The 22,315-nt window shown below is 57.5% G+C and carries 18 protein-coding genes and 1 pseudogene; 10 read left to right on the forward strand and 9 right to left on the reverse strand.

What is annotated here, in order from left to right:
* The first annotated feature begins 140 nt into the window (after positions 1–140).
* The 3 genes from BSG17_RS16250 (at position 141) to BSG17_RS27105 (ending at position 1,647) form a co-directional block, all read left to right on the forward strand.
* Complete coding sequence (locus tag BSG17_RS16250) at positions 141–446, forward strand: hypothetical protein (protein ID WP_170864829.1); 306 nt, start codon at positions 141–143, stop codon at positions 444–446.
* A 169-nt stretch (positions 447–615) separates the two neighbouring features.
* Entirely contained in the window at positions 616–1,152 is a 537-nt protein-coding gene (locus BSG17_RS16255) for an ArsR/SmtB family transcription factor (protein WP_211609165.1), read from the forward strand.
* A 78-nt stretch (positions 1,153–1,230) separates the two neighbouring features.
* The gene (locus BSG17_RS27105) at positions 1,231–1,647 is read left to right on the forward strand and encodes a hypothetical protein (RefSeq protein WP_170864830.1); all 417 of its coding nucleotides are present in this window, start codon (positions 1,231–1,233) and stop codon (positions 1,645–1,647) included.
* A 376-nt stretch (positions 1,648–2,023) separates the two neighbouring features.
* On the opposite strand, the gene BSG17_RS16260 is transcribed toward BSG17_RS27105, so the two are convergent.
* Positions 2,024–3,040 (reverse strand): hypothetical protein, encoded by a 1,017-nt coding sequence (locus tag BSG17_RS16260; protein WP_089825971.1) that lies wholly within the window; start codon positions 3,038–3,040, stop codon positions 2,024–2,026.
* 311 nt (positions 3,041–3,351) lie between these two features.
* On the opposite strand from BSG17_RS16260, the gene BSG17_RS16265 reads away from it, so the two are divergent.
* Complete coding sequence (locus tag BSG17_RS16265) at positions 3,352–4,152, forward strand: helix-turn-helix transcriptional regulator (protein ID WP_139246659.1); 801 nt, start codon at positions 3,352–3,354, stop codon at positions 4,150–4,152.
* Positions 4,153–4,573: 421 nt separating this feature from the next.
* On the opposite strand, the gene BSG17_RS16270 is transcribed toward BSG17_RS16265, so the two are convergent.
* The 6 genes and pseudogenes from BSG17_RS16270 to BSG17_RS16300 form a co-directional block, all read right to left on the reverse strand.
* Entirely contained in the window at positions 4,574–5,236 is a 663-nt protein-coding gene (locus tag BSG17_RS16270; RefSeq protein ID WP_089825975.1) for a helix-turn-helix domain-containing protein, read from the reverse strand.
* Positions 5,237–5,346: 110 nt separating this feature from the next.
* Positions 5,347–5,943 (reverse strand): annotated as a pseudogene (locus tag BSG17_RS16275) (zinc ribbon domain-containing protein); the annotation flags it as partial.
* A gap of 438 nt (positions 5,944–6,381) precedes the next feature.
* Positions 6,382–7,224, reverse strand: coding sequence for an acyl-CoA thioesterase (locus BSG17_RS16280; RefSeq protein WP_089825977.1), 843 nt, complete (start codon positions 7,222–7,224; stop codon positions 6,382–6,384).
* A 68-nt stretch (positions 7,225–7,292) separates the two neighbouring features.
* On the reverse strand, positions 7,293–8,252 hold the full coding sequence (locus BSG17_RS16285; protein ID WP_089825979.1) for a transcription initiation factor IIB: 960 nt from the start codon (positions 8,250–8,252) through the stop codon (positions 7,293–7,295).
* Between the two features lie 376 nt (positions 8,253–8,628).
* Entirely contained in the window at positions 8,629–10,047 is a 1,419-nt protein-coding gene (locus tag BSG17_RS16295) for a zinc ribbon domain-containing protein (RefSeq protein ID WP_089825982.1), read from the reverse strand.
* On the reverse strand, positions 10,044–11,219 hold the full coding sequence (locus BSG17_RS16300) for a thiolase domain-containing protein (RefSeq protein WP_089825984.1): 1,176 nt from the start codon (positions 11,217–11,219) through the stop codon (positions 10,044–10,046). The genes BSG17_RS16295 and BSG17_RS16300 overlap by 4 nt, the downstream gene beginning before the upstream one ends.
* Before the next feature lie 78 nt (positions 11,220–11,297).
* Here BSG17_RS16300 and BSG17_RS16305 point away from each other — a divergent pair, with 78 nt between their 5' ends.
* Both BSG17_RS16305 and BSG17_RS16310 read left to right on the forward strand, forming a co-directional pair.
* Positions 11,298–12,065, forward strand: coding sequence for an enoyl-CoA hydratase/isomerase family protein (locus BSG17_RS16305; RefSeq protein ID WP_089825986.1), 768 nt, complete (start codon positions 11,298–11,300; stop codon positions 12,063–12,065).
* Positions 12,066–12,113: 48 nt separating this feature from the next.
* Positions 12,114–13,577 (forward strand): aldehyde dehydrogenase family protein, encoded by a 1,464-nt coding sequence (locus BSG17_RS16310; RefSeq protein ID WP_089825988.1) that lies wholly within the window; start codon positions 12,114–12,116, stop codon positions 13,575–13,577.
* A gap of 1,517 nt (positions 13,578–15,094) precedes the next feature.
* On the opposite strand, the gene BSG17_RS16315 is transcribed toward BSG17_RS16310, so the two are convergent.
* Entirely contained in the window at positions 15,095–16,717 is a 1,623-nt protein-coding gene (locus tag BSG17_RS16315) for an acetate--CoA ligase (protein ID WP_089825990.1), read from the reverse strand.
* Positions 16,718–16,873: 156 nt separating this feature from the next.
* On the opposite strand from BSG17_RS16315, the gene mfnA reads away from it, so the two are divergent.
* Positions 16,874–17,941 carry a tyrosine decarboxylase MfnA gene (gene mfnA / locus BSG17_RS16320; RefSeq protein WP_089825992.1) on the forward strand — a complete coding sequence of 356 codons (1,068 nt, stop codon included), beginning with the start codon at positions 16,874–16,876 and terminating at the stop codon, positions 17,939–17,941.
* A gap of 278 nt (positions 17,942–18,219) precedes the next feature.
* Here mfnA and BSG17_RS16325 read toward each other — a convergent pair whose 3' ends face one another.
* Positions 18,220–18,657, reverse strand: coding sequence for a MaoC/PaaZ C-terminal domain-containing protein (locus BSG17_RS16325; protein ID WP_089825993.1), 438 nt, complete (start codon positions 18,655–18,657; stop codon positions 18,220–18,222).
* Between the two features lie 67 nt (positions 18,658–18,724).
* Between BSG17_RS16325 and BSG17_RS16330 the strand changes: the two genes are divergently transcribed.
* The 3 genes from BSG17_RS16330 to BSG17_RS16340 are packed head-to-tail and all read left to right on the forward strand — an operon-like array spanning position 18,725 to position 22,233.
* Complete coding sequence (locus BSG17_RS16330) at positions 18,725–19,354, forward strand: hypothetical protein (protein ID WP_244531563.1); 630 nt, start codon at positions 18,725–18,727, stop codon at positions 19,352–19,354.
* Positions 19,355–20,854 carry a UbiD family decarboxylase gene (locus BSG17_RS16335; protein WP_089825994.1) on the forward strand — a complete coding sequence of 500 codons (1,500 nt, stop codon included), beginning with the start codon at positions 19,355–19,357 and terminating at the stop codon, positions 20,852–20,854.
* Positions 20,851–22,233 carry a UbiD family decarboxylase gene (locus tag BSG17_RS16340; RefSeq protein ID WP_089825996.1) on the forward strand — a complete coding sequence of 461 codons (1,383 nt, stop codon included), beginning with the start codon at positions 20,851–20,853 and terminating at the stop codon, positions 22,231–22,233. The genes BSG17_RS16335 and BSG17_RS16340 overlap by 4 nt, the downstream gene beginning before the upstream one ends.
* The last annotated feature ends 82 nt before the right edge of the window (positions 22,234–22,315 follow it).

Raw genomic sequence — 22,315 nt, forward strand, 5'->3', positions numbered from 1 at the left:
AGGGTGGTGTTCTAGCGAGTACGTCGACGGTGTCGAATCGATTGACCGACGGACGGGAGGCCGACCTCATCGAAATCAAGCACCGACCAACCGACCACGGTACACAGAAGCGATACGTGCTCACGAAGCTCGGGAAACGAGTGTACGACTGGGCGGAGAAGACCGATTTTCACCGGAAGATACGGGCACGGCGACGGGTCCAACGCGAGTTGGACGCAAAGCTCGAGGAGTTCCTTGGAAAGGTGAACCGCGACCGAACGGTTCTCGTTCAGGATGCGAAGCCCGGACTGAGCGCCGACTATTCACAAGAAGAGTTCGAATACTTAGACACACAGTTTGAGAAACCGTCTGAAGAGGAGCTGAAGGAAGCAACGTACAAGCGAATGGAAGAAGATCTGACCTCCGTTAATCGAGACAATGATGAGTCTGAATCAAACGACAGCTGAGAGGGTTGCTGTTGCGGGTTGATGAAGGGAAACATGGCTCCGATTATTACTCTCATGGCAGAGTCCAATCGGTTGGTCGTGTCGCAAAATTCTCTAGAGAAATCACCTTGAACTTATAACGATGGGGGTGAGTATAGACATTATGTCTCTGTTACCCTCTACCGATGACTTGGCTGCTAAACAAAAGGGCGAGATACAGATTCTTGGGATCGATGAAGATGAGACCGCAGATGTATTCGATGCCCTGTCATCAGATACGGCTCGGCATATTCTATCCTCAATCTATGACGAGCCAGCCCCTCCATCCGAACTTGCTACCCGACTTGACTTATCTGTTCAGAACGTGAGTTACCACCTCGATCGCCTTCATGACATAGGATTGGTACAAGTAGCTGACACACGTTACTCTGAGAAAGGAAAAGAAATGAATGTGTATGCACCCGCAGACAACCCTGTAGTCATGTTTGTCGGCACCGAGAAACGGACAACCGGCTTCCGTAATCTACTCAAGCGACTCGTTGGCGCGACCACACTGTTATCTCTCGTCTCTGCGTTCCTATTCATCTTTCAGGCATTTGGACGGCCCGGTGGAGCAGGCGATGGAACAACCATTATCGACCTACTATCTTTCCCAGGATTAGAGTTCCTTCTCGGCGGATTATTTATCCTCGGACTATTTTTCCTATGGTGGATTCGGACCCAATAGACCACCAGTATCCGAGTCATTCAAAACTCGTTTTGAGCCAAGCATCGTATTAAGGGTCTGGGTAGTCAACTGAGGAGTATGGCACGGATCTCAACACACTCGATCGTAACAAGGAACTCGATAATCGGCGGTTTGGTCGGTGGGCTTGTTCACGCAGGTCTTGCTATAGCTCTATGGAATATTTGGTTCGATGATCTATGGGCGATGTTTATGACTAAACCACTCAACGGAGCGTATATTATACTTGGAATGTTCCTCCTTGGGTTCGTCCCAGTTGTGTTTTACATAGGTGAGAAGGTAATGTCGCCCGCGATAATCGTTGCTTTATCTCTGCTGCTTTCAGGCTTCGGGTCGTGGCTGGCAGGGCCAGTTAGTGCACCGTCTGCTATTCCGACGCCGTTCGCTCTGTACATTCTACTCTGGGTCGGTGTGGTTGCTCTTGCGAGTTTATCGGGGGGACTGGAATACCGCCGAAAACAAAAAGTCGCAGGTTGACTAAACTGTCCGGAGAATGAATATGAGACGGATTTTTGGTACGGAATAGTCTCTACTGACCATTGTTACCAGTAGTTGGTAACACGGCCAGTTGATTCAATTCTTTCTCTGTACTGAACCCACTCAGGCCCTTTTTTCTGGTTGATTCTAAATGAAGAAGTTACACTACTGTCTACTGTAAGGACCGAATTCGAGATTTCCATAGGGGCTTCAAACAAGGAGTTCTCGGAACGATATCCGACGGTTAAGTGTGGGAAGTCAACCAGCTTACGGAGTTTTCGTGCTGGATTCGACCATCTATTTTAATACTTTCCACCGAATCTAAAGCCCTTAGCCAGTATAGAGCTTCCACAGTGCCACAAAGCGGGGAAGGTGGTTAAGGGACCGAATAGCCGGTCACGTCCTCGATAGCGTATGCTCCCATACCAGACGAGTCTGGTCCGAAGTCATTGCCACCACAGACAGATCCAGAGTATCCGTGATAGAGGGCCGTAGTACTCACGAGGTGGGCGTTTCCACCATCCATATGCCACGTCGGGCCTCCGGAATCGCCTTGTCCGAAGCCGCAGTACGTGTATACCCCATCAGCACTCCCATCATCGTTGTAGTCGACACAGCCATTGAATGTCGTTTCTGCGAAGTTGGCGTACTTGAGTCTTCCAGTCGTCTTGCCGGTTGTACACCCCATCTGGTAGAGGCATGGTCGGCTGCTTTTGCTTTGAGATTCCCAGTTTTGGAGAGTAGCTTCCGATACCGCATCTGTGCAGGTCGGATAATTAGCGTTGTCGTCGATCTGAGTGCTGGTGCTCCCGTTGCCCAAGTCGATAACGGCCCAGTCGTCAACGGAGTTCGAATCCGATACCTCGCCGATCTTGTCGCCGTCAGCAGTATATGCTGATTTGCCGTTCACATTGTTAGTGCAGCTGTCTCTGAAGAGGTGGGCACAAGTTAGCAGATACTGGTTGCTGCCGCCGCCCATCTGCATGGCTGCTGTCCCAGCGGAATTGGCTCCGGATACACGCTCGGCGGGATTCACTGTTGTATCCCCTTCTTTATTGACGCAATTAGCAGTCCCACTAGAGATAGAACACCCACCTAGCTGGCCCGGTTCGCCAACCTCTAGTGTGATCGGAATACCGTCAACCTCAGCAGGAATAGCGAGGTTCTCAAACGTTTCGTCGACGATCAGTTCAACACCCAGCCCGTTCTTACCACCGTACGTCTTCGGTGACCGTGTGAGACCGACTCCGTAAATTCCTGTATCATCAGTGTACTTATTGATGACCTCACCTTGGACGCTCTTCGCGATCTTTCGATGCTCGTTCCACTCTCTGGGTACGCTGAAGTATTCAACAGCTTCGCCACCGGACACGTACTTCGGGAGCTGTACCATATCGTCCCCCGCACCCCGAACAGGCAATGCACCAATCGCTAGGGCAGATGCAACTGCTCCGGTCTTTTTTAATGCGTTTCGACGACTGATACTTTTACTGTCTGCGTTGCTTTCGCGTGTCATGGGTTGCTACCCAAGTGAACGATAATCTGGGAAGATAGTGTTATTACTGGATGATTAGGGGCGTAAGATATGATTGACTATGCAGGGTGTGATTAACAACTCAGTATATGAATAGCAACGCGCGGGATACTTCAGTTTGATTCAGTAGTAAGTTTTATCCAACTGCCATGTTTCGTTAATATCGGCCAATGGGCGACTCTCACCCCTCTAGTATCCTTGAAACAGTCACGAAACGAGAAGCGATCCTTGGATCTCTCATAGAGGGAGTTGACGATAAACGAGATATCGAAGACGAACTGAACATCTCGCGATCGACAGTGAATCGCGCGTTTTGCGAACTCACAGAGATGGGCATGATCCAAACTCACAACGGCAGCTTTGGACTCACACTACACGGCAAGCTCGCTTATCAGCAATACCAGAACCTCACAGGGTCGTACACCCACCTCTCAAAGGCGATAGAATTATCCGCGAATCTCCCAGCCGACACTCAGCTTGACATGCAACTGCTGGGGGGTGGAGAAGTCACTCTGTCCAAGAGACAGACACCACAGGGACCATTCAAACAAATCAAAGAGGCGGTGAGATCGGCTGACTGCGTGAAAGGCTACTCACCTGTTGTATTGCCGAGTTACGTTGACTTTTTCCACGAGCAGATTATGGAGCGAAACCTTACGGTTGAACTCATCCTAGAGGAGCAGATCATTTCGGCGCTTACAGTCACGTACGCTGAACAGTTCACCCCCGTCGCTGCATCAGATAACTGCGCTCTGTGGCAAATCGATGATGAACTTCCGTTCGGACTCATTATTGTTGATGATAAGATGGTCTGGCTCTGCGTCTACCGAGATGGTGGGGGACTTCGCGGGACTCTTGCTAACGATTCTGATTCGGCAGTGAACTGGGCTCTCAATATATTCAGACAATACCGTAACGCCGCTCACAAAATCACGATTAGCGGAGCACCGCACGCACATTCGACAAGTTAGGACTTGGACGTAAGCGGTCTATCTCTATCTTTTCGCCAATGAGAGTCCACAGGACGTTCTACAAGATTGGTTAATTTCTATTCGGCTTGAATAAATGCGTGCATCAAATCTATTCTCCGAGGATATGCGTTGCCTGTGTCGCCAAGACCCATTAGCTACGTACCCAACCTCTTGAGTAAACGGTACACAGACACGATGTAATCTGCGAGCGACTACAAATGTTTTCCAATTGGTGGTTTGTAGAAATCCAAATGCAGAATCTGTGCCACTTGGCTGTGGTGATGTTAGAGCTTAAGACTCGTCTATTCACCACTCACGGCCTTGACCGAACATGGATGGCGAAGAGGCTGTCTCGTATGGAATCAGTGTTGAATCCGGTTACTATAGGTGACTACACAGCATCTTTTAGTCCAATCCATTGTCATCGTCGAGGTATCAGAGAAGATGATAATTCAAGCTGCTCAAGGATTGTACTTGTTCCACGGCGGATTCGCTCAGAGAACGCTTGTGCTGAGATATCTAATTCTGATGCAAGTTCTGTAGCGGTCGTTTCGCGGGGAATCTCAAAATATCCCCATTCATGCGAGAGAGCGAGTGCCCCACGTTGGGGATCGGTGAGATTGACCGCAGAGCCTCGTGTTAACTCAGTTTCTTCGTAAACGGATTCGACAGCAAATGTTTGTTGGTGTTGCTGAAACCAGTTTGCGAACGTTCTGACCGCTTCTTGATCAGGGAACTGAATTTTCATCCAGAGTCCACTGACTGTCACGACAGCATCAATAATTGTCGCATCGAGGTCAGTGATCACTGTCGTTAAGGACTCACATTCGCCTTCTGGGGAATAATTAATCCGATACAAGCGGCGAGTCTCTTCGATGGTGAGTGTCCTGACCCCTCCAATTGTTGGGTCGTTGTTAAGAGCGCGTTCAAACTCGCTGAAGTCACCTCCACTGGCCCACACAATTAGTTTGATTGGTCCGTCCGGGACCATCCGATCGTCGACGTATTCGACGCGCATGGAAGGCGCAGCGTTCAACGCGTTGTACAGTGCTGGACTCTCAGTAGTGATTTCTGTGGTATACATCAGACTGGGGACCGGCAATATGGGCAGTGTATACTGCTGGAAAGCCGTTACACGCTAACAATGTTCTAGAACTATATCAGTTATTTGAGTCACGGTGCCAATACACATTGTCAGTAACCCACGACTTCAGTCGTTAGCTTGTCAGTGGACTTCCCTTCTGCCGTCGATTCGACGGAAGCGTGGAAATCGCCGCTCAGGTTCAGCGTCCCTGACGTTAGCACACACCGACAGGGTGCGCCTCCACCCGAAGACTTCTGCCCCGAGTGGGGTTTCTTCAACAGTTCGCGAGCGATGTTCTTGCTCGCGTTGTAGTCCGCGTTCAGTTCGCACTCACACTTCTGACACCCGAACGGTGTTTCGACCGTCGATTCGAGCGTAAACCCACGCGACGAACACCGACGAGACGTGTACGCAGGCTCACTTGCTTGACCACGACACCGGACATCTCGGCTTTGTACTCAACGTACTGGTAGAGGCGTCGGAACGCCCATACGTGGAATTTCCTTTCGCTTTGCACCCGCCCTCCGCTTGCGAATATCGGTTAGATTCTCGAACGCGATATGTGTGCATCCGGACTCGTGGGCTTCTTCGAGAATCTGGTTTGAGGCTCGGTGTAGTTCGTCCGTAGGCTTCCCCTTGCATCTATGTGATGTCAAGTACCTCCATTGTCGTTCGTGGGATGAATCGACTAGCTGGGCTGACACTGTTTTCACACCAACTGATTTCTGGTCTTCGACAGTCACAAAGTAATTGCGTCCTCAGAGAACATCAACACTTCCGCGAATCCCTATAAAAACACCCTTCCGGTACGAGCTGCCCAACTTGATCAGAGAGGTGAATCGCGTGGTGTGGTAATCTCGGGCATCTTACTCACTATATACTAGTCACTTCGTCACGAAGTACGTCTATATGCTCCTTCGAGAGCAGTTAATGAACGAAATGTGCTGCGTCCTCCTCGTCGAACTCAGCCGTAGTACCACGTTGGCGGCAGTGTCACGTCGACAGTTGTCTCTCACTCGTCGACTCTGTCTCGGATGGCTCGAAAGCCTGTTCGCACTCCGTCAGTGGAGCCTAAGTATTCCTCATTGTAGAGGATACATTATCTGACCGGAATCTTTGGCTCTCAAAATCGCGAGTCTAGCAGGTCACCCTTCAGTGAACAGCGCGCGCATCCCAGGAGTGAACGAAGTTGGAGCCCCCGACTTGTCGAAACTACCGTACTCGGTGACACCCTCAATACAGACTCGATTGTCGCTCTTGAACAGATGCTTGATTCTGAGAGTATTTTGGGTGGCAGCGCGGATGTCCGACTCGACAGTGAGGGTTGACTCGTACTGGACAGGAGAGACGAACTCCCAGCGGCAGTTGCGCAGACGGAACGGTTGTCGGTCCCCATTCAGCGTGTCGAGACTCGTGTCTTTTGATTCGAGAAAGCGCTCAAGTGCGACGTCGGCGAATCGTGGGTACTCTTCGAAGTACGCGAGTTCCGATCCCTCGACGTGCGGACCGCGGATGTCGAACGACTCTGTGAAGGACGGCCACGAACCTTCCGCGTTCGACTCTTGCGGGCCGACATCGGGATCGGCATCTTCGAGTGCGTCGCGGAACGCTTCCCGGGTCTCCTCAGGTAGGGGCTGTGCACCTCCCTCCGGAGCGATAGTGACGTGCGTGAGCCGCGCTGTCGCAAGTGGATCACCGTCTCCGTCAATCATCTCGTAGAGTAACTCGACGCTACTCTTACCGACCGATATCGGCGTCGTCTCGACTGTCACTATATCCCGAAATCCAGGGTAGCGATGGATGGTCGTCGCTGCAACGACGGGCGCGTACGGGATACCCCCCACGTCGACGATGTCTTCGAAGGCGTGGTCGAATGCCTCTGTGATGACCTGTGTCGAGATGAGTTCCCAGTCGAAGAACCGTGCACCGTTGACGAGCGGGCCGGCGAGTTCGCCGAACCGAACGTTGTGTGTGTCGATAGTTTGCACAGTATGAGTGGGTGTGAGATATGCTAATAAATCTCTCGGCTCGGTGGAGTGGGATCACCCGGTGACAGTCAGCGAGTCCCCATCGCTTCGAGTTGCTCTTGATATCGCAGCCGAATCGTCACCGTGGTCACCTGTGCAGCCTCGGCTACTTCTTTCTGTGTCCGCTTTCTGTTACACAGGAGTCCCGCCGCGTAGAGCGCTGCGGCCGCGAACCCGGTCGGTGACTTCCCCGATAACAACCCTTGAGCCATGGAGATGTCGATAATCTCATTGGCCTTCTGTTCAACTTCCTCGGGAACCTCCAGCTCGGACGCAAACCGTGGCACGTACTCTTTGGGGTCGACGGGTTCCATTTCCAGGCTTAACTCCTGTGCGACGTAACGGTAGGTACGGCCAATCTCCTTGTAGGAGACGCGTGACACGTCCGCGACTTCGTCAAGACTACGAGGAATGTGTTCCTGCCGACAAGCGGCATAGAGACACCCCGTCACGACGCCTTCGATGGAGCGCCCGCGAATCAAGTCCTCATCAAGGGCCCGGCGATAAATGACCGAGGCGACTTCGCGCGTCGAACGCGGCACACCGAGCGCCGAGGCCATCCGGTCCATCTCCGAGAGCGCGAACTGAAGGTTGCGCTCGGCGGCACCCTTCGCTCGTGTCCGCCGTTGCCACGTACGCAACCGGCTCATCTGCTCGCGTTTCCGCGCAGACAGTGACTTCCCATAGGCATCCTTATCTTTCCACCCGATGGTTGTCGTCAATCCTTTATCATGCATCGTCTGTGTCATCGGCGCGCCGACCCGGGATCGCGAGTCACGCTCTTGAGGATTGTACGCGCGCCATTCCGGTCCGTGATCGATCGCCTGCTCTTCGAGCACGAGTCCACAATCTTCACAGAGCAGTTCTTCGCCGTCCTGGGCGATTGACTCCGACTCGCACTCTGGACATGTCTGCGGGGTCGACTGCTTGTCACTCGCTTCGTCTGCTCGTCTGCGTGAATTTGCCTGTTGTGGTGATTGGTGGGACATAGGTGGAAGTTCGAACTGTTCAGTCGACGGACCGGTGCTGGCGACAGTCTCGCACAATCACGGCTCACGTATCGTCTTCGGAAAGGGGACGTTCGGGACCGTCGCCGCGCATGGACAAAGAGACGAATGTCCGCGCAAAAGACTTGAGCATACAGTCAGATATTGACTTTAATACAGAATTGGGTACTTTCGTACCGGCGAAAAGTCGGTTTGAACACGGACTGATATCGACTCCCCTTGCGGTCCCAGTCAGCAAACACGTTGCCGAGTCGGCGGTACGGCGGGTCGATGCGAGCGACTCGGAGGACGACGCGACCGACACGATCGGGGCAACAGACGAGCGGTCGGCGACGGCAAGATGACCCGTCGATCTGCCTCACTCGGGAGTGAACTTCAGCCCGTAGCGGGTGACACCCTCTGTACTGTAGATACGACGGAACTGCCCGACGACTCGGTCACCGACGGACACCCCATCCGGGTCGCAGTCAGTCAACTGCACGGGGAACCGTACCGTTTCGCTGTCTACCCTGATCTCGACGATAGCAACGGCGAACGGGCCGTCACGGCGCTGGAATTCGACGAACTCCGGTGGTGCACCACCCTGTCCGATCGTCGTCACGGCGACGACGTCACCGGTTCGGGGGAGTTCGACGTCCGTGAACGTGACCCGCTCGTGGCAACGAGGGCAGGCACCCTCCGGTGGGAACGCGATCGCCCCGCAGTCGGGGCACTGCCCAGCCACGAGTCGGTACCGCTGGGGAACCGTCCGCTGCCACGAGGGGAGGCTGACGTGGGCACCGCCGCCCGCGACGTCCGTCTCCCCGAGCGTTCCCCGCTCGCGCAGCGCGGTCGTGTACGAGACGTCCGTTCCGGCGTCGAGTACATCGGCGACACCCGTCGTGACCGACTCCTGGGTTGCAAAGGCAAGTGCAGTAGCCGTCGCCCCACTGCCGAAGAACCCTGCGACAGTCACGGAACTGGGGTCGCTCGACTCCAAGGCCGCCAGTAGGCCGAGTGCCGTCGTCGCAGTTCCGGCATCGCCGACGTCGTCGACGACCGTGCCGCGGCTGACAACCTCACCGCCGTACGGCAAGGCTCGTGCGATTCGGTGAGGGATATCTCCCGTCGGCTGGTAGAAACTCGCGCCGGTCACTGCGTCTGGGTCGACGTCAAGTGCCTCGACTGACGTGGCGACGAGGTCGCGAATCGCCTCGCGTTCGTAGGTCGTGATGCCCGGTTCGGCGACGGTCTCGCTACCTCGCTCGCGGAACCGAATTCCGGGCGCGTCACGAGAGCGCGTCGCCGTGTCGAGGAGCGTTACGGCCCCGTCGTCGGCGAACAGGAACGCGGCAGCCCCGGCCCCGACGCGCTGGCCCACTTCGGCGGCGTCTCCCGCTGGGGCGTCAGCGACGATGGCAAGCGCGGGGACATCCGCCATCGCTGCCGAGCATAGTGCATCTGCACCAGCCGCAGTACTCTGTGTCGCCGTTTCGAGACGGCAATCTGCGGCGAGACCGAGTGCCGCTGCGGCTTGCGGTGCGAACTCTCCCTCGTCGAGCGGTGGGGTCGTCGTCGCGAGTGCGACGTGTCCAACATTGTTAGCAGGGACGTCGCTGCCCTCAAGGGCGTCTCGACCGGCAGCGACAGCCATCGTGAGCGTATCCTCGTCAGCCGCTGGCACCGCCACCCGCGATACCGGTGCGGAGGTGCCCCACGCGGCCTCGATTTCGTCGCCGGAGAGCCGCTGCCGCGGGACGTACACGCCCGTCGCGACGATGCCGCGGTTCGAACTCATCGCGCACCTCCGTCGACCCGCTCGAGCACGTGGACGGTGACACCACCGCCGGAGCCACCGACGTTGTGGGTGAGCCCGACCTTTGGGTCGTCAGTCTGGACGTGGGCCTCACCTCGGAGTTGGGCAAACGCCTCGACGACCTGTCCGGTTCCCGTCGCGCCGATGGGGTGACCTTTTGACTTGAGGCCGCCGGAGGTGTTGACTGGGAGTTCTCCGTCGGCGTCTGTGACACCGTCGCGGAGGAGTCGGGGTGCCTCGCCGCGCTCACAGAACCCGAGGTCCTCGTAGGCGACGAGTTCGGCGATGGCGAAACAGTCGTGTACCTCCGCGAAGTCGAGGTCCTCCGGCGAGATGTCCGCCTCTTCGTACGCTCTGTCGGCAGCCGTCTGTGACGCCGGGATGCTCGTCAGCGAGTCGCGCTGGAACAGTCCGACGCGACCGCTGGCCGCCCCCACCCCCGCGACGCGAATCGGGTCGTCAGAGAGTTCGTGTGCGACCGACTCGTTGGCGACGATGACGGCACTCGCCCCGTCAGTCGTCGGACAACAGTGATAGAGGTTCAGCGGCGCGGCCACGTCCGGTGCGTTCATCGCGTCCTCCAATGTACATTCGAAGCCGAGTTGCGCGTGCGGGTTCTGCGCCCCGTTGGCGTGGTTTTTGACGGCGACACGGGAGAGGTCCTCTTTCTCGGCACCATACTCGCGCATGTAAGCGCTCGCCATCTGGGCATAGACGCCCGCAAACGTGGTTCCGGAGAGCCGTTCCCACTCTGTCTCGCCGCTCACGCCGAGCCACCACTTCGTGTGGTCGGAACTCATGTCGGTCATCACCTCGTACCCGCCCGCGAGCGCGACGTCCGCCATCCCGGACCGGACGGCCATCACCGCTTGTCGGAGCGCATACCCCGAGGCGGCACAGGCGTTCTCGACGCGCGTCGTGGGGATGCCGTGCAGCCCGAGATGTTCGGTCACGGCCGGGCCGCTCAGCCCCAACTGCCGACCGCCGACGCCGAGTGTGCCGAGGAACGCCTCGTCGATACGGTTAGTGTCGAAGTCACCCCCGGTACTCTCGAGTGCCTCGTCGAACGCGTCGTCGAACAACGAACGGTACGTCTCCGACGGAAACGAACCGAAGTCTGACTGTCCAGCACCGATTACGTACGCATCGGTCATACACTATCGAAGCGGATAGATGACTAAAAAGTGTGGGCTCCGGCTGGATTTATACGCCCGTCGACCGAGAGAGTCAGTATGGTTCGAGTCGAGACAGCTGACCGCGTCCACACTCTTACGTTTGACCGACCCGAGACAAAGAACGCCTTCTCCCCGACGGCGGCAAGAGAACTCGTCGACGGACTGGAAGCGGCGGCCGAGGCTGACGCTCGCGCCGTGGTGCTGACGGGAGACGGCGACGCGTTCAGCGCCGGCGGCGACATCCAGTCGATGGCCGAACGAGAGGAGACACCACACGAGTCCTACGATCGCGTCCAGTCGACGCTCAATACGGTCGTCGAAACGATGCTGACAGCTCCGTTCCCTGTAATCGCGAAGGTGAACGGCGACGCCGTCGGTGCGGGGACGAACATCGTCGCAGCGTGCGACTTCGTCTACGCGGACATGGAGGCGCGGTTTGGCGAGGTGTTCGCCAACGTTGGTCTGATTCCCGATTCTGGTGGAACCGTAATCCTCCCTGCACTCGTCGGTCTCCGGACGGCGAAGGAGTTGACGATGACAGGACGACTCTTTGACGCCGAGGAGGCAGTGGAGATGGACCTCATCAACCGTGCTGTCCCCACCGAGGAGCTTGACAACACCGTCGGCGACCTGTTGGAGACACTCGAAAAGAAACCGACAGAGACGCTCGCACTGACGAAGCGAGGACTCCACGAGAACATCGGTCGTCCGTTCCGCGACGCACTCGACAGAGAGGCACACCTCCAGGTGCTTGCATACGGAAGTAACGCCCACGAGACCGGTGTGAACGCGTTTCTGAACGGAGAGCGTCCGGAGTTCCGGTAGATTACCGCCGAGTCAACTTTTTTCACAGTTCGGAGAAGTGGTATCAGTATGCGGTATGATGGCCCGACACAATTGTACATCGACGGCGAATGGACCGACGCTGCAGACGGCAGTACGTTAGAAACACTCGACCCGGCGACCGAAGAAACGTATGCGACGGTCGCCTGCGCCACCGCGGAAGATGCGAGTCGTGCAGTCGCGGCAGCCGATGCGGCCGCGGAACGCGGGTCCGAGTGGCGGACCACGGCACCAAGCGACCGAGGAGAGTTTCTGCGCGCGATGGCCGACGAAATCGAGGCGATGGCCGACGAGATCACCCTTGTCGAGTCGCACGACAACGGGAAGACGCCGTTCGAGGCCGGTCTCGACGTCGACATGGTCGTCGACACGTTCCGCTACTACGCCGGGTGGACAGACAAACTGACCGGGGAGACGATTCCGGTCCCTGGAGATCGACTCGACTACACTCTCCAAGAGCCGCTGGGCGTCACTGCCCACATCGCGCCATGGAATTATCCCTTCCAACTCGCGGGGCGAAGTCTCGCACCGGCGTTGGCCTGCGGAAACACAGCCGTTCTGAAACCCTCGAACACGACACCGCTGTCAGCGCTCTACTACGCGAAGGCTGCCGAAGCCGCTGGCCTGCCGGACGGCGTCCTCAACGTCATTCCCGGAACTGGATCCGAGGTAGGGAGTGCACTCGTCGACGAACCCGCTGTCGACCACGTCGCGTTCACCGGGAGTACAGGCGTCGGCAAACACATCATGTCTCAGGCAGCGGACAACGTGACCGGTGTCACACTCGAACTCGGGGGCAAAGGCCCGAATATCGTCTTCCCCGATGCGAATCTCGAGGCCGCGTCCAAAGGAGTCCACTACGGGATCTTCATGAACTGTGGGCAGATGTGCTGGGCGGGTTCACGTCTCCTCGTCCACGAGGACGTTCACGACGAGGTAGTCGATCGCGTCGTCCAGCGGGCGGAGGCGACGCCGCTCGGGAGTGGTATCGACGACGACGGACGGATGGGGCCTGCAGTAAGTGAGTCGCACCGCGACGACGTGCTTGAGTACATCCAACTCGGTGTCGATGAGGGCGCCACGGTGGCAGCAGGTGGCGGTGTCCCCGAGGACACCGACCAGGGGTACTTCATCGAACCGACCGTGTTCACGGATGTGACGAACGACATGCAGATCGCCCGTGAGGAGATCTTCGGACCGGTGCTCTCGGTCATTGAGTTCTCGGAGTTTGAGGAGGCACTCGAAATCGCCAATGACTCCCCGTTCGGACTCAGCGCTGGCGTCTGGACGAATGACATCAACAAAGCGCACGCAGCCGCTTCGCGGCTCGACTACGGGATGATAAGCGTCAACGAGTACCCCCAGACATTCCCGCAGACGCCGTTCGGTGGGTACAAAGAGAGCGGCCTCGGACGCGAACAAGGGACCGAGGCAATCAAGGAGTACACGCAGGCAAAGAACGTCAACGTCAACCTCGATCTGGACGCACAGTAGCGACGTCGGCCGACGCAGCAACCCGACGGACCAACCTCGACTCTTACCTCTTCTCTTCGAGACGACGATACTTGATCACGGCGCTCTGTCTCGTCGCCGAACGCGGACACTATCGACGAGGGGTGCCACGTAGTTCGTGTTCCTGTATACTGGGATTGAAAACGACTGCGCCGTTACCCTAGGAGCGCACGCGTCGTGTAGGGAGAGAACAACGGCGTCTAGCGTCGTGCACAAGGTGGACCGATCCCGGTACTGTGGACATCGGCGGTAATCAGCGGAGTTCGTAAACTGCCCGTATAGCCTGAACGAACTCGGGCGGTCGGCATATCGGTAGTCGTCGAGACCGACAAAAATGGTAACGGGTGGTTGGGACAGACTGTGACGATTCGTGTGAGCGTTGCAACGGGCGGGCAGACGGGGGGTGCTCAGGTCCCTCGCACTGGCCACCCGTGCCTGCCTATGACTGAAGACGCTCGATCACGAGGCCGATTACCCACGGCCAGTTCGATATACCGGTTAATGTCTTTTAATGATTATCCTTTAGATGAAAATTACGTGTGTCGGTCGGTTCCACAGTCCGCCGTCTCCTTACCTCATCGGTGCCCTGAGAGCGAAAACGCCCGCCGCATCTCACCACAAATCCCCGCTTGGCGACGACCATCGGGATGTCGTCCCATGTGGATAGCATCGCCGACTCAACTTCGCCGCCGAGCCGCTCTTTCGACATTCTCGGCGATTGATTTCTCTGGTCACTCAAAGTACGGCAACGTCACCTTGCTGGCATTTGCGAGACTATCGAGAATTGCCAGAACGTCCTGCTTGACGAGAGCTTGTCACCGCTGAAGGTGATCGCCCGTTGGCACCTCCGACAACGAGGTCGACTCGTATTCAGTCTACGTTTTCAGCCGTGATTACACCGCCGACTGCAAGAGGGGCGGGGCGTCGCTCTCCCGTTTGAGGAGTCGTCGTTCGCCACCTCTTCTGAGATTTCATAGTTCATTATCTCTTCTGGCTATTCTTGTTGGAGGGGATGGTGTGCATGTTGAGGTTCTCTGAGTCTAGATACCACCGTTGACGTCGCTGATGACGACAACATCTCACCACTCCTACACGGGCACACCGTTCGCACCAACACTTCCAAACCTCTGGACAGCGCTGGTCGAATTGTTGAGCGAGGGAAACACGTGTGACGCGAGAGGTGGAGCTCCATCCCATTACAGATATAGAGTTGTAATGACCACTATGATGGTCAATATCGGACCCAGCCTTTCACAGAGAACACACGAGGTCAAAAGCAGTTCGGGGATCTCGAATTCCTGGTAGCGGTGATTCGATGTTAGTGTGGTTAATTTCAGTAGGTGTTTACAAATTCGTTTACAGCCGCAAAAACGACATGTCGACTCTCTATACATACTCTACTACCGAAATCAGAACGAGCGAATCCCACCCTAAAGATGAAACGGGCCGGGTGGAGGGTGACCGGCTTGAACGAAGCGATGAAGACGAACTCAGGGCACCTATGGGCGGAGTTCCGTTCGCCGTATCTTCCCCGTCTCGGTCCGAGGGAGCGTTTCCACAAACTCGATCTCGCGCGGGTACTTGTACGGTGCGAGGGTGTTCTTCACGTGTGTCTGGAACTCTTGGACGAGCGACTCGCTCGGTTCGTACTCGTCGTGGAGGACGACGTACGCTTTCACGATCTCCCCACGCTCCTCGTCAGGTGCGCCGACGACGGCAATCTCTTGGACGGCGTCGCGGTCCTCAAGCACCATCTCAACTTCAGGGCCAGGGATGTTGTAACCGCTGGAGATGATGAGATCGTCCTGTCGCGACTGGTATTCGAAGCGACCGTCCTCACGCTGGACAAAGATGTCTCCGGGATAGCTCCAGCCGTCCTCGACGACCTCTCGCTGCTTCCCTGGACGGTTCCAGTATGTGATTCCGGTCGGACCACGGACAGCGAGGAGCCCCGACTGTCCCCGTTCAAGCGTCTTTCTCGTCTCCGGGTCGACAATCTTCGCCTCGTATCCAGGTACTGGGAACCCCGTCACTCCAGGTTCGATATCGTCGGTGTGTCGGTGGCTGATGAAGATATGGAGCATTTCGGTCGTTCCGATTCCATCGAGAATGTCGATGCCGTACGCGTCGTTGATCCGGTCGAACGTGTGGGGTGTCAATGGCTCTCCCGCGCTTAACCCGAGTCGGAGTGAACTGACGTCGTACTTCTCAGGTCCCTTGGGGAACTTCGAGAGAAGCTGGTTGTACGCCGTCGGAACGGAGCAGAAGACAGTGATTTCGTGCTTCTCGATTGTCTTGAGCAGTTTCTCGGGTGTCGCGTCTTGGACGAGACTCGTCGTCGCACCGAATCGGAGCGGATGTGTCACAAGATCGCCGTAGCCGTACGCGAAAGGTAGCGGCGGATTTCCGCCGAAGACGTCATCTTCGGACGCGTCCACACAGTATCGCGCGTACGTGTCGGCGGTTGCGAGAATCGCCTGGTGACTGTGGACGACACCCTTGGGACGGCCAGTTGTCCCGCTCGTGTACAGCATCAGTCCGATGTCAGTCCCTTTGGTCTCGTAGGCATCCAGTTCGTCGCTCGCCTCGGCGAGGAGATCGCGATAGCTCTGATGGTCATGGTCGACACCAACGTCATCGACGACGACGATCTCCTCGAGGAGGTCAACATTCTCGGCGGCCCCCTCAAGTTCATCGAGGAGGTCGTCGTAGACGACGGCAAACCTGATGCCCGCGTCTTCGATAATCTCGGAGAGCTCTTTCGCCCGAAGTAGTTTCATTGACGGCTGTGGGACGGCACCAATTTTCTGTGCCGCGAGGCAAGTAACGATGGCCTCTGGACGGTTAGGGAAGCGAACGAGCATTCTGTCTCCGGGTTCGACGCCGAGTGAATGTAATGCGTTTCCGAGACTGTTTACTTTCTCTAAGAGTTCGGCGTACGTGATCTCTTGCTCTCGGAATCGGATGGCGACGTTGTCCCCCCGTCCCTCCGCCACATGACGGTCGACAAGCTCCTCCGCCACGTTGACGTGCTCGGGATAGTTCACTTCGGGAAGAGCGTAAACCGGGTCAGGAGCGAGTTCCCCGTCAGGGAGGTGCTCCTCTGGGAGATTCTCTTGCATGACTCAAATTATAAAACAGGTACGTTTCATTTGAGCGTTTCGGTATGGTATAACTATTCACGATTCGCAATCTGACACCGCATGTAGACAGTGGGCGTCGTTGAGCGAAAACGGCCTTTTATGCCGGTAGAACGTTATCGACGTGATACCGTACCAATGACCACACGCACCGTGACCTGCGAACCCCAGAACTTCCGTCGAGTGCTCTCGTCAATGTGCACCGAACCCCATCCGCTCGCTCGACAGGCGGCAAGCCGTTTTCTGGCCACGAACCCAGGTGACCCGACTACCTACCGTACTGTCTCTAAGTTAGAGAGTGAGGTCGTCGAACGGCTTGGTGAGGTAACTGGACAGTCAGACGTCGAAGGCTATATCGCCTCCGGGGGAACGGAAGCAAATATCCAGGCTGTTCGCGCCGCACGCGACTTCCACGATGTCAACGATCCTAACGTCGTCGTCCCGGAGCACGCCCACTTCAGTTTCCACAAGGCTGCGGACGTGTTGGACGTCGAACTCCGGACCGTACCGCTCACCGAACGTCTCGTCGCCGACGTCGATGCGGTCGCAGCAGCGACAGATCGAGACACGGTACTCGTCGCCGGGGTCGCCGGCTCGACCGAGTACGGACGCGTTGACCCGATTCCGAAACTCGCCGACCTCGCAGCGGCGGTCGACGCCTTCACCCACGTCGACGCCGCTTGGGGCGGGTTCTATCTCCCGTTCACGGAGTACGACTGGAACTTTGCAGACGCGGCCGTCGACACCCTGACCATCGATCCCCACAAACTCGGACAGGCTGCCGTTCCCGCGGGTGGATTCCTCACCCAAAGTCGAAAGATTATGGACACGCTGGCCGTCGAAACACCGTATCTCGAGTCGACGTCACAGGCGACGCTCACAGGAACGCGTTCCGGGGCTGGTGTTGCGAGTGCCGTGGCAGTCCTTCGAGAACTTTGGCCGGATGGCTACCGTGAGCAGTTCGAGACCTCGATGTCGGACGCCGAGTGGCTAGCCGACGCGTTATCGAACCGCGGATTCGACGTCGTTGAACCAACGTTACCGCTCGTGGCCGCGAGCGTCTCCGAACGGCTGTTCGAGCGACTCCGTAAGCGAGGGTGGCGTCTTTCTCGGACGGCGAACGGCGAGTTGCGAATCGTTTGTATGCCCCACGTGACCCGTGAACTGCTAGAGTCGTTTGTCGAGACAATCGACGAGTTGCGGTGACGGTTCCCAGAGACATCTTATCAGCCTCGTCACTGGGAAGGACCGATGAATTCGAACAGGCTGCCGATAGCTGATTACGGTCCGCGCGAATTTTGTCAGAACGTCATGCTTGATTCTGGCGGAAGGTAGAGTACCACTGTAGACGGGACTAGGTTACCTTTGACATGCACCGCAGGTAGCTCATCGAACCTGCTTTTCTCCTCGTTCCCGTCTACGTGCGACTTCGGAGAGCACTCGCAAGCGACTAGCCGCTGGTGGCTGTCGAGAGTGAGACGCAGCTATTCCCGTCGCTTGAAGATCGTCGTCGCCCGCCAGAAGACAACCTCCTCCTCGTGCTGGTTGTAGCCGACCACTTCGTTGTCGACGTATCCATGGTCATCTTGACTCTCGGACACTCGCTTATCCACGATCGTATAGTACGCCGTGATCGTATCGTCCGGTTGAACTGAATGCTCCCATCGCAACTCATCAAGCCCGAATGAACTCAATGCAGCCGTCTCTGAGAGAAACTCGTCGACCAAGAGACGCATACAGATACTTGACACCTGCCACCCACTGGCGACGATATGCTGGTTCTCCACAGTCTGCGTTGACTCGTCAACGTGCTGCGGTCGTGGGTCGTACTGTTCGGCGAACGAGATTAGCTCGTCTCGAGTTACGCGGTGACTGCCGAGTTCGTGGACGTGCCCGACTTCGAGATCTTCGTAGTATATCATGGTTAACTGTCTGTAGTGACTCGTCTCAGTGGACAAAAATGTTCGTGCTCGACCGAGGGTGGAACGGTTGACAGGGTCGCTGTCGACACATGTGGGAGATGAATCCATACTGAAGAACCGGGAAGGACTTATGTGGTATCGTGTAGTTGTTTACACGTATGGAATACAGCGTTCTCCCGCAACTATCGAGGTGGTGGCGGTGACAGCCGAGTATGTCACCTCCGAGGAACACCTCCCGGACGATCTCACGGGAGAAGTTACAATCCAGGTAACTGATTCGAAGACGAAAGAGATCTTCACCACTCGAGCGCGAATCGATCGGAGTCCAGACACCCTGGAGTCGCCCGATTCGTTGACAATCGTCCGGGGGCCACACGAGAACGTCGAGGAGCAGTGGTACATCGATATTATCGAAACCGACGTAACGCTCGCCGACATCGACGCGGAAGTCTTACGCGACTGTATCCAGCGGAGTCAAGACGAGTCGAACGTCGTCAACGCCCGGTCGGATGAGCTCCGTGCGCTGCTGCTGTATCTGGTTGAAACGGGCCGGTACCAGTCGGTGTCTGAGGCGGTTCGGTCGATACTCGGCGAGTATCTCTCCGACCGATACCCTGAGCTCGTCGACAGCTACGTCGATGTCCGAACGGAACTCGAACGGGAAGAGTTGGCCACCCGGTTGGGAGGTGAAGAGTAGATGGCCGTCGAAAGCTTTCGTGACTATCTCCAACTCCTCGACTCGCGAGACGAGCTGAACCGTATCTCACAGGAGGTCTCCTGGAACCTGCAGGCCAGCGCGGTAACAATGATGGCCGATAAGACAGATGACACGGTCCCTGTCTTCGAGACCATCGCGAATCCCGGAGAGACGGATGCAAGGCTGGTTGGTGACCCCTACCGCGGGGCCCGACGACGACCCTGGGACAGAATCGCAGCGGCGCTCGGACTTCCGGACGGACTGACCGGAGACGAATACTACGAGACAGTCATCGACCGACTCAAGTCACCGATTCCGCCGACGGTCGTCGACAAGGAGGCTGCAGCCTGTAAAGAGGTGGTACAGACGGGCGAGAACGTCGACCTGTTCGAGTTCCCCTGGCCCTACATCCACGCGGGCGACGGTGGACGGTACTCAAACCTACATACGATGATCACCACCGACCCTGACTCCGAGTGGGTCGATTGGTCGTATCACCGGACAATGATCCACTCGGGGACAAAGGCGAGCGTCCTGTTTCTCGCCGGTGAACAGACGCCGAACCTCTACTACTACAAGTACGAGCGACGAGACGAACCGATGCCGGTCGCTATCGCCATCGGAACGGAACCGGCAGTGTACTTCTCGTCGGTGATGTGGATCCCCACCGGACGAGATGAAGCGGATTACGCGGGTGGACTCAAAGGGGAGTCGATCGAACTCGTCCAGTGTGAGACGAACGACCTCCACGTGCCGGCGAGTGCAGAGGTCATCATCGAGGGGACGGTGTTGCCCGAGCGGCGACTCGACGAGGGACCGTTCGGCGACTACTTCGGCTACATGCACGGGCCGAGACGGTCGATGCCGGTGCTCAAGGTCGACGCGATTACGCACCGCAGCAAACCCTACATCCCCTTCTGTGTCGAAGGAGCTGGGACGGGACACGACCTCAACTCAAGCAGCACGATGGAGTTGGCCTGCGTCGGACCGGACGCGACGCTCGGACTCCGCACCGCCGGGTTCAACGTCGAGCGATGCGCGCCGTGGCGGTTCACGCCGCGGACGGTGTACACCGTCGCGACTGACCAATCTCAGCAAGGGTATCTTCACGACCTCGCGAACTTCATCTTCACGACGTGGGGGATGCTCCATGTAGACTTCTTCGTGTTCGTCGACAGTGACGTCGACCCGCTGGACCAGCGGGCGGTGCTCGAAGCGATCGCACTCAACGCCGACCCGGACGAGGACTTCTATCAGTTCGGCGTCGAGACAATGCCGAAAGTGCCGCTCAACATCTACCAGACACCCGAAGAGAAGGGCGACGCCGAGACTGGCACCTCGAAGACCAAAACGGCGAAGGCGTACATCGATGCGACGCGCGATGAAGATTGCACGGCAGTACCGCCATATCTCGGTGACGAGGAGTTGAAACGAGATGCCCGGGAGACGCTCTCGCGAGCGGGGCTGTCGCTGGCGTCGTCAACGGAGGGAGACCGATGACCTCCCTCCGCGACCACGTCGCGGCGCTCGACGAAGCTGGGGCGCTGCTCACGATCGAAGAGTCGGTCCACTGGACGACGGACTTACCCGCGATGGCGGCAGAGGCCGTCCGGGAGAGCGGTCCGGCGCTCTGCTTCGAGAACGTCTCCGAGCGGACGCGGGTAGTGAGCGGCGTGTACGGCGGACCGGACCAGATGCAACCACGTGCCGTCAAACCGTGGTCGCGGACGGCGCTGGCGCTGGACGTCGACGACGAGTACACGACGCTCGTACGGCACATCTCGCAGGCCGATCCGTCGAATTCGTCGCTTCGCGAAGGAGAGCTCAACGCAGAGTCACGAGACGGCGACCTGTTCGCGCTCGGACTCCCCAGTCTCGGCGACTCGAACACGCCGACGATATCGCTCGGCCTGCTCGCAGTCTCCACCGGCGACGAACCTACGTGGGCTCCGGTGAGCGCCGAGGTGACGCGGGGAGACCGTCTCGAAGCCGTCCTCCCCGAAGAACTCGCACAGTCGCTATCAGCCGGGAGTTCGGTGACGGTCGCACTTGGCGTGCCGCTGGCGAGTCTCGTCGCTGCGACGCTTCGATGGACCGGCGACACCGGCTTCTCGAACCCGATCGCAATCGCGAACGCGCTTGACGAGTTCCCGCTCGCGACGACAGACGGAGGGCTGGTTCCGGCGAGCAGCGAGCTCGTTTTCGAGGGGACGGTGACCAACGCCGACGTCGAAGGCGGCGACGGGCCGGTGGAGAGTTGGGAGCACGCGACGTCGACGTCGACGGTAGCCCTCCAAGTGTCATCAGTCGCCACCCGAGAGGATCCCATCGTCCCGTTCTCGCCGCTCGGCGCACCGCTTGCCGACGACGTGCATCTTCTGAGTCTCGTCGAATCCGCCCGACTGTTCCGGCGTGTTAACCATTACTGGGGTGTTGAACCGGTGAAATGGGTCTCGATCCCCGTGGAGACGAAGTTGGGTGTCTGTCTCATCTCCAGTGAGATCCTCTACGCTGGCTTCGAGTGGCAACTCGCGAACACGCTGTTCTCGTTCTCCCAACTATTCGATAAGGTGATTGTCCTCGACGAAGATACGCCGCCTGCGAATCTCGCCCGAGCGTTCGACGACATCTGGGTGAAGGCACACCCGTCGCACGACTGGCAGTTCAGCGACCCCTCTGCGCCGGCCGCGACAGTAACACGCTACCGACGCGGTGGCGAAACCGGGTCACGCCTCTACATCGACGCGACGTGGGACCCGCGGTGGAACGACGAGTACATCGCGCCACGGGTCGGGTTCGAGGCGTCGTTCCCCGAGGACGTCCGCGAGTTCGTCACCGAGCAGTGGAACGAGATGGGGTTCGAGAACCCCCTCGAGTGACGCTCCATCGAGCGGCGACCGTTGACGGTCGACCCGAAACCGACGTTTAAGTTGCGTGACGCATCGGAAGGGTTTATGAGTC

The organism is Halogranum amylolyticum, assembly GCF_900110465.1.
Classification (GTDB): domain Archaea; phylum Halobacteriota; class Halobacteria; order Halobacteriales; family Haloferacaceae; genus Halogranum; species Halogranum amylolyticum.